Below are 6,945 nucleotides of genomic sequence, written 5' to 3' on the forward strand. Positions count from 1 at the left end.
GTGCGCCATCTGGGACAGGTCATCCTTGCCGCTGCCGAAAATGCCGTCCAACATGACAAGCAGTTCTCGCACGGCGTCGGATTTGCAGGAGTAGTAAATCATCTGCCGGTCGCGGCGGGTGTCGACAAGGTCGAGCGCCCGCAACTTGGCGAGATGCTGGGACAGGGCGGATTGGCTGAGCATCACCTTCTCGGCTATGGCTCCCACCGACATTTCACCTTCGGCGAGGTAGCTCATGATCAACAGTCGCTTCTCATTGCCCATCAGCATGAGAAACTCTGCCGCCGATTCGGCGTTCACGATTAGCTTTGTCGAGACCATCGATCCCCCATGCTTCCTGTTCATCCCGACGCCATGGGGGCAATGGCGTCTGATTCCATAAATTCACTTATCGATCGGCGCTGGCGATTCAGCGTCACTAAAAGGTAGAGCATTTCACCTAAATCTCAAGTGTTGCTTTTGATCCAGCATAATTAAGTCTCAGTCCCGGCGTCGACAATGGCTCGGCCCGCCCTCGCCATATCGACCAGAACGTGCCGCAATTCACCTGCTGCGCCCAGAGGTTGCGGGTAAAAGACCCGGCAAGCGCCGTCGCCCGACACCAGATCCATGCCATCGGCATCGAATCCGGCAATACGCCAGCCGTTGCCGGATACTTTGGCGAAATGCTGTGCGTAAACGGCGATCGCGTCGAGATGGTCGGCGTTCATGTGGTCGATGGCCGATTGTTCGCGCGCCGCGAGTTCCTCGACGACCGGTCCGCTGGCGAGCAGATCCGATCGGTCGAGCTGATAGGCCTTGCCGAAGCCGCCGTTGAGGCTGGCGCGTTGCGGATCGAGGCGAAAGATCGAAAAGTCACCGAGACCGGCGTAAAGTTTCGCCCTGGCATTGTGATTGAGGTAACGGCGCTCGGTGCGGGCGTGTTCGGCCGATCCGCGCTCGATCCTTACCGCCTGGCAGACCAGTGTCAGGCGCGGGTGCGCCAGCGGGTCGCCCTTGCCTGGTTCGCCGAGCAACAGGGAACAGCGCGGGTCGGCAAGCAGCGCGCCGGTGTGCGCCGAAAGCATCGACACCAGGATCAGCGGTGCGCCGTCGATGTCGGTGGCCACGCCAACCCTGCTGGCCAGCGGCGAGCCGGTTTGCGGTTCGATCACCGCCAGGGCGCCAAAGCGGGCGCTGCGCAGAAGCGTCTTCGCCAGCCGGATCGCTTCGGCGTCCGTCTCACGGATCACGTCCTTCTTCGGGTCGTCCAAGGCAGCACCGCAGTAAGTTGATTTTTGTTCTCTAGTTATCGGTCAGCAAGCCGGATTTGACAAGGTCGTCGATCTCGGCTTTCGCAAAGCCGAAACGTGCCAGCGTTGTCGACGGCAACAAATCCTCATCGCCGGGCATAGTGGCCAATGTCGGTTGCGAACTCGAGAAACGCGGGGCCGGGGCCGGGCGCTCAAATGCACCTGCCGTCACAGAGGCGTTGCGTGCCCGATTGTGCGGGTGGTGCTTTGCCTCTTGCAGCGACAGAACGGGTGCAACGCAGGCATCGGTTTGCGCGAACAACCGGTCCCAGTCGTCGCGTGGTTTCTGCCGGATCCGATCGGCAATGGCGGCGCGCATCGGCGGCCACAGGGCCTTGTCGTACTGGCCGGATGCAAAGCACTCGTCGAGCGGCAGCAGCCTCGCGAATTCGGCGAAGAATTGCGGCTCGAGACAACCGATGGCGATATGACGTCCGTCCGACGTCTCATAGGTGTCGTAGAACGGGGCGCCGGAATCGAGCAGGTTCGCGCCACGCTTGTCGCTCCACAAGCCGGCCGCCATCAAGGCGTGCAGGGGCACCGCCAGCATCGAGGCGCCATCGACCATCGCGGCGTCGATAACTTCACCCTTGCCCGTGCGCGAACGTTGGAACAGGGCGGCCAGCACACCGGCAATCAGCATCATGGCGCCACCGCCATAGTCTGCAACGAGGTTGAGCGGCGTGACGGGACGGCCGCCGGCATGGCCGATGGCGTGCAGCACGCCGCTATAGGCGAGGTAGGTTATGTCATGGCCGGCGCGGCCGGCGAGCGGACCGCCCTGGCCGAAGCCGGTCATACGGCCGTAGATCAGCGCCGGGTTACGCACCAGCACCGTTTCCGGGCCGAGGCCGAGCCGTTCCATGACGCCCGGGCGAAAGCCTTCGAGCAACATGTCCGCCTTTTCGGCAAGGCGCAGCAACAGATCGGTGCCTTCACGGCGCTTCAGGTCGAGGCGCAGCACGGCGCGGCCATGGCGGTCGATGTTATACTCATCCGGCAGCGGCAGGAGCTGGCTCGTCCCCGCCCGTTCGATGCGCAACAGTTGCGCGCCCATCTCCGACAGCATCAGGCCGGCCAGCGGCACGGCGCCGAGCCCGGCCATCTCGATCACCTTCAGCCCGGTCAGCGGACCGGTTTTAGCGGCAGCGGACAGGCCGGCGCTCATGACCGGTTTATTTCGGCGCCATGCGAATGGCGCCGTCGAGGCGAATGGTCTCGCCGTTCAGCATCTGGTTCTCGATGATGTGCAGGGCGAGAGCGGCATATTCGGACGGTTCGCCCAGGCGCGACGGGAACGGCACGGCGGCGCCCAGTGAATCCTGCACCTCTTGCGGCATGCCGGCCATCATCGGCGTCTTGAAGATGCCGGGAGCGATGGTGCAGACGCGGATGCCGGAACGGGCAAGGTCGCGCGCCACCGGCAGCGTCATGCCGACGACGCCGCCCTTGGACGCCGCATAGGCGGCCTGCCCGATCTGGCCATCATAGGCGGCAACCGAAGCGGTGTTGACAATGACGCCGCGCTCGCCGCCCGGCAGCGGCTCGAGCTTCGACGCGCGTTCGGCGACGAGGCGGATCATGTTGAACGTGCCGATCAGATTGACCTCGATCACCTTGCGGTACTGATCAAGCGGATGGGGACCATCCTTGCCGATCGTCTTCACACCGATGGCGATGCCGGCGCAATTGATCAGGATACGCGGCTCGCCAAGCTTGGCGGCGACGTCGGCGAGGGCAGCAGTCCCACTGTCGGCGCTGCTGACGTCGCATTGGACGGCAATACCGCCGATCTCGGCCGCGACCTTGACCGCGCGGTCAATACCGACATCGAAGATGGCGACGCGGGCTCCCTTGGTGGCCAGCGCGCGCGCCGTTGCCTCGCCAAGGCCGGAGCCGCCGCCGGTGACGATCGCGATCTGGCCGTTCGGGTTCATGACGTCATCCTTTGATCTCAGGAACAGTGGACGGATCAGGCGCCAGATCGATGGGAAAGGTCAAGCCATCGCCGCGGTAGGATCGGTCACCCTGGCCTGATCGGCGTGGCAGACCTCGCCCAAGAGCCTGGCGACCGCGCCCGGCGCGATCTCGTGCGACAGCAGCCGGTCGAGGTCGACGGGGCGCGGCATCGAAATCTGGCCGCGCGGAATCCGCTTGAAACCGAGCGGCCCGTAATAGGGCTCGTCACCGACCAGCATGACGGCAGGTGCGCCGGCCCGGGCAGCGGCCTCCAGCGCGATCGCCACCAGCCGGCGGCCGATGCCGAGATTCTTGAAGGCCGGCCGCACGGCGAGCGGCCCGAGCATCAATGCGCGGCCGGCACCGGCGGCGATGCGGGTCATGCGCACCGAGGCGACGACGATGTCGCCATTGACGGCGACAAAGGACAGCGAGCGCTCGTGCCCTCCGGCCTCACGAATCTTGTAGGCGGCCAGCACAAAGCGGCCGGGCCCGAAGGCTTCGTCGTTGATGGCTTCGATCTCGGGGTCGTGCGCCGGGGTTTCCGGCAGGTATTTCACGTCGGCAAGGCTCATGGTCTTTGCGGTCCGGTACAAGGAGGAAAGGTTGCTGCAAACGGCAGCATTCGCCAGTCAGCGCTTCATCAAGCGCGGGCGCCCTTTCGTCGTCGGTCAAACCGGATCAAAGCAAAGTCGAACATGCGGATTGTCCGCTAGCATCAATTTCCCGCCGCTGCAATCGGCCGTTTCTGTCCGTCATTTCGGCCAAGTGACGGTCTGTTCAGCACCTGACGTCTTCGACAGGGCAGCCTTGCGCCTACATCAACCAACAGGACGCAAGGAGATTCGCATGGGATTGCTGGTCGAAGGAAGATGGCAGGACCGCTGGTACGATACGGCGGACAATGGTGGCAGGTTCGTGCGGGCGCAGTCGCAATGGCGCGACTGGATCACCGTTGGCGGGGCGCCTGCCGAAGGCCGGACGCGCGGTTTCAAGGCCGAGCCCGGCCGCTATCACCTCTATGTCTCGCTTGCCTGTCCGTGGGCCCACCGGACGTTGATCTTTCGTGCGCTGAAGAAGCTGGAGGGCATCATATCGGTGTCCGTGGTGCATCATTTCATGGGCGCCAACGGCTGGACGTTCGTAGCTGAGGACGGCGCCACGGGCGACACGCTCTACGGCCTCGACTTCCTGCACCAGATCTATGCCAAGGCCGATCCCGCCTATTCGGGCAGGGTGACTGTGCCGGTGCTGTGGGACAAAAAGGAGCAGACCATCGTCTCCAACGAGTCTTCCGAAATCATCCGCATGCTGAATTCAGCCTTCGATGATTGGGGCGACGCCAGCTTCGATTTCTATCCGAAGGCGTTGCGCGGCGAGATCGACCGCATCAATGCGCTGGTCTATCCCGCCATCAACAACGGCGTCTATCGCGCCGGCTTCGCCACCACGCAACGCGCCTATGAAGAGGCTTTCGGCGAGCTGTTTTCGGCGCTGGATACGTTGGAGGAGCGACTGGCAAAACAGCGCTATCTCGTCGGTGGTCGTATCACCGAGGCCGACTGGCGGCTGTTCACCACGCTGGTGCGCTTCGATCCGGTTTATGTCGGCCATTTCAAATGCAATCTGCGCCGCATCGCCGACTACCCGAACCTGTCCAACTATCTGCGCGATCTCTATCAGGTCCCTGGCGTGGCCGGGACGGTGAACATGCATCACATCAAGGCTCATTATTACGGCAGCCACCAGACGATCAATCCGACGCGGATCGTGCCTGTCGGACCGGATCTCGATTATGCCGCACGGCATGACCGGGCCCGCTTCGAGAAAGCGGCGGCCTGACCTACCAGTAGGGCGAGGGCTGCTCGCCGTCAAAAACCTCGGCGATCCGGCGCAGCGTCGCCGGCGTCGTGCCCCGCGGCAAGCGGTCGAGCGGGAAGAAGCCGGCTTCGGCGATCTCGTGGTCCGGCAGCTTCGGCGCCGTCTGGCTGAAATGCTCGAGCAGATAAAGGCCGACATGATCGCGGCGGCTGGAGCGGCGGTTGAAATGCATCGATTTGAGCACCGGCGGGGCGGTCAGTGCGATGTTGCCTTCCTCGGCCAGTTCACGGGCCAGCGCCTCGTTCATCGTCTCGCCGACTTCGACGCCGCCGCCGGGAAGCTGCCAGCCCGGTACATAGGTATGGCGAATAAGGAAGACGGATCTGGACGCTGTGTCGTGGATCAGGCCGCGCACGCCAAGCGTCATCGGCCTCCGCAGCACGAAATAGAGATGGAACAGCCTGGCCCTCAACCCTGGCCAGCCGGTCTGGCGGAAGGCATCTTCAGGGCTCGTCATTGATAGCGAAACCGTGGGTGGAAAGCCGCGCGCGGGTCGCCTATGAAGGTTGTATGTTCAGGCTCGCGCATATTTCCGATGTCCATCTGGGGCCGCTCCCCGATGTATCCTATCGCGATCTCGCCTCCAAGCGCGTGCTCGGCTATGTCAACTGGCAGCGCAACCGCCGCCGCCATATGCATGATGCGGTCATTGACACGATCGTCGCCGACATCAAGGCGAACACGCCTGATCACCTCGCCGTCACCGGCGACCTGGTCAATCTGGCGCTCGACGGCGAGATCGAGATGGCCAGGCACTGGCTGGAGACGCTGGGGCCGCCGCATGATGTTTCGGTCGTTCCGGGCAATCACGACGCCTATGTGCCAGGCGCCTTCGACAAGGTCTGCCGGTCCTGGGCGGCGTGGATGAGCGGCGACGGCGTCAACACGCCGGTCGACCGCAACGCCTTCCCCTATCTGCGTGTACGCGGCAATGTCGCGCTGATCGGCGTCTCGACGGCGCGCGCCACGGCACCCTTCATGGCCAATGGGTTTTTCATGGAAGGCCAGGGGGATAGGCTCGGCAAAATCCTCCAGGACACTGCCGGACAGGGGCTGTTCCGCGTCATCATGATCCATCATCCGCCGGTGCGCGGCGCGGTCCCGCAGCACAAGCGGCTGTTCGGCATCGCCCGCTTCAACAAGATCATTCGCCGCCATGGCGCCGACCTTGTGCTGCACGGCCATTCGCATCTGCCGTCGCTGTTCTTCATCGGCGGTCGAGGCGTCAGGATCCCGGCGGTCGGTGTCGCTGCCGCCGGCCAGGCGCCGGGTGGCAAGCACCCGGCGGCGCAGTATAATCTGTTCGACATCGACGGTGAAAAGGGAAACTGGCGGATCCGGCTGACACGGCGCGGCCTGACCGGGCCGTCCATACCGCCATCCGATCTGCAGACGGTGGAGCTTGGCGCCGAGGCCGCTATGGCCGCAAATTGACAACCATGGCCATGATGCGGTCCCAGAACAGGACGACCGACACCACAAGGCCGACCAATGCGCCGGCAGCGACCAGGCCAAGCCCGGACAGAAGGGCCGACCAGCGTTTGCCGCGCTCCGTCGCGCGCAGCGGCGGTTCGGCTTCTGGCACATACGCACGTTTCAGGCCGGCGACGGCGGGTTCGACGCCGCCTTCCAGCATCCTCTGACGCTCGACGATGCGCTCGGCGACATAGCGCGTCACGGAATCGGCAACCGATTTCATCTCAGTGGATTCGGCAAGCACCACCCGGCCGATGCGGGTGTCCTTGAGGAAGCGATAGGTGCGGCGGTCGCGCCCCATGGCGACATGGCTGATGGCGTCGATCCACAGGCGCGG

Annotated in this window: 8 protein-coding genes and 1 pseudogene; 2 read left to right on the forward strand and 7 right to left on the reverse strand. The window is 64.0% G+C overall.

What is annotated here, in order from left to right; genetic code table 11:
* From ENZ74_RS16345 to ENZ74_RS16365, 5 genes are all read right to left on the reverse strand, one after another.
* Window positions 1–321: metalloregulator ArsR/SmtB family transcription factor (locus tag ENZ74_RS16345; protein WP_164761053.1), on the reverse strand; the 321-nt coding region annotated here is incomplete at its 3' end.
* Window positions 322–473: 152 nt separating this feature from the next.
* Window positions 474–1,253, reverse strand: a complete 780-nt coding sequence (locus tag ENZ74_RS16350; RefSeq protein ID WP_063168872.1) for a HugZ family protein — start codon at window positions 1,251–1,253, stop codon at window positions 474–476.
* Window positions 1,254–1,284: 31 nt separating this feature from the next.
* Complete coding sequence (locus tag ENZ74_RS16355; protein ID WP_063168871.1) at window positions 1,285–2,460, reverse strand: CaiB/BaiF CoA-transferase family protein; 1,176 nt, start codon at window positions 2,458–2,460, stop codon at window positions 1,285–1,287.
* Window positions 2,461–2,467: 7 nt separating this feature from the next.
* Window positions 2,468–3,229, reverse strand: a complete 762-nt coding sequence (locus ENZ74_RS16360) for a 3-hydroxyacyl-CoA dehydrogenase (protein ID WP_027162200.1) — start codon at window positions 3,227–3,229, stop codon at window positions 2,468–2,470.
* A 60-nt stretch (window positions 3,230–3,289) separates the two neighbouring features.
* Window positions 3,290–3,826 carry an N-acetyltransferase gene (locus ENZ74_RS16365; RefSeq protein ID WP_013529917.1) on the reverse strand — a complete coding sequence of 179 codons (537 nt, stop codon included), beginning with the start codon at window positions 3,824–3,826 and terminating at the stop codon, window positions 3,290–3,292.
* Window positions 3,827–4,100: 274 nt separating this feature from the next.
* On the opposite strand from ENZ74_RS16365, the gene ENZ74_RS16370 reads away from it, so the two are divergent.
* Window positions 4,101–5,093, forward strand: a complete 993-nt coding sequence (locus ENZ74_RS16370; protein WP_063168870.1) for a glutathione S-transferase family protein — start codon at window positions 4,101–4,103, stop codon at window positions 5,091–5,093.
* A 1-nt stretch (window position 5,094) separates the two neighbouring features.
* Here the strand turns inward: ENZ74_RS16370 and ENZ74_RS16375 are convergent, their stop codons facing one another.
* Window positions 5,095–5,589 (reverse strand): NUDIX domain-containing protein, encoded by a 495-nt coding sequence (locus ENZ74_RS16375; protein ID WP_063168869.1) that lies wholly within the window; start codon window positions 5,587–5,589, stop codon window positions 5,095–5,097.
* Window positions 5,590–5,642: 53 nt separating this feature from the next.
* Between ENZ74_RS16375 and ENZ74_RS16380 the strand changes: the two genes are divergently transcribed.
* Complete coding sequence (locus ENZ74_RS16380; RefSeq protein ID WP_013529920.1) at window positions 5,643–6,566, forward strand: metallophosphoesterase; 924 nt, start codon at window positions 5,643–5,645, stop codon at window positions 6,564–6,566.
* Here the strand turns inward: ENZ74_RS16380 and ENZ74_RS16385 are convergent.
* A pseudogene (locus ENZ74_RS16385) lies at window positions 6,550–6,945 on the reverse strand (hypothetical protein); the annotation flags it as partial. The gene ENZ74_RS16380 and the pseudogene ENZ74_RS16385 sit on opposite strands and share 17 nt — an antisense overlap.

This window comes from Mesorhizobium sp. M7A.F.Ca.CA.002.15.2.1, assembly GCF_003998715.1.
GTDB lineage: Bacteria > Pseudomonadota > Alphaproteobacteria > Rhizobiales > Rhizobiaceae > Mesorhizobium > Mesorhizobium ciceri.